At 64.3% G+C, this 412-nt stretch carries 1 protein-coding gene; it reads left to right on the forward strand.

Annotated elements, in window-relative coordinates; genetic code table 11:
- Window positions 1-140 precede the first annotated feature (140 nt).
- On the forward strand, window positions 141-412 hold a 272-nt coding region (locus EOA32_RS37945), incomplete at its 3' end, for a TadE/TadG family type IV pilus assembly protein (protein WP_145971543.1).

Genomic DNA, 412 nt, shown 5'->3' on the forward strand with positions numbered 1-412 from the left:
TCCGGCAGCGGCGGCTGCACCCAGGTCGTCGCCGACACCATCCAATGGTCGGGCAGCACGACCATCAAGCAGGACTGCACCAGTCTCGGGATGAAGGACATTCCGGCGACGCAGTCCGTTCAGCTCGTCGAGTAGCGCGCATGGTTGGGCGGACCCTGCGCATTTTCCGGGACAAGGCCGGGATAGCCGCCGTGGAATTTGCCATGGTGCTGCCCATCCTGTGCTTCGTCTGCCTCGGCATCGCCGACGGCTGGTCCTACGTGTCGAGTTACCTGCAGATGCGCGCTGGCGTCAAAACCGCGGCCAATCTGGTGATGGCCGGCGCGACCAACGACACGGGAACGCAGGCGGTCGCGCTGTCGAGCTGGAACAACAAGCCTGAAGATGCGGCGGTCGTGCTGGTCAGATCCTA

Origin of the sequence: Mesorhizobium sp. M1A.F.Ca.ET.072.01.1.1, assembly GCF_004023325.1 — a bacterium.
GTDB lineage: Bacteria > Pseudomonadota > Alphaproteobacteria > Rhizobiales > Rhizobiaceae > Mesorhizobium.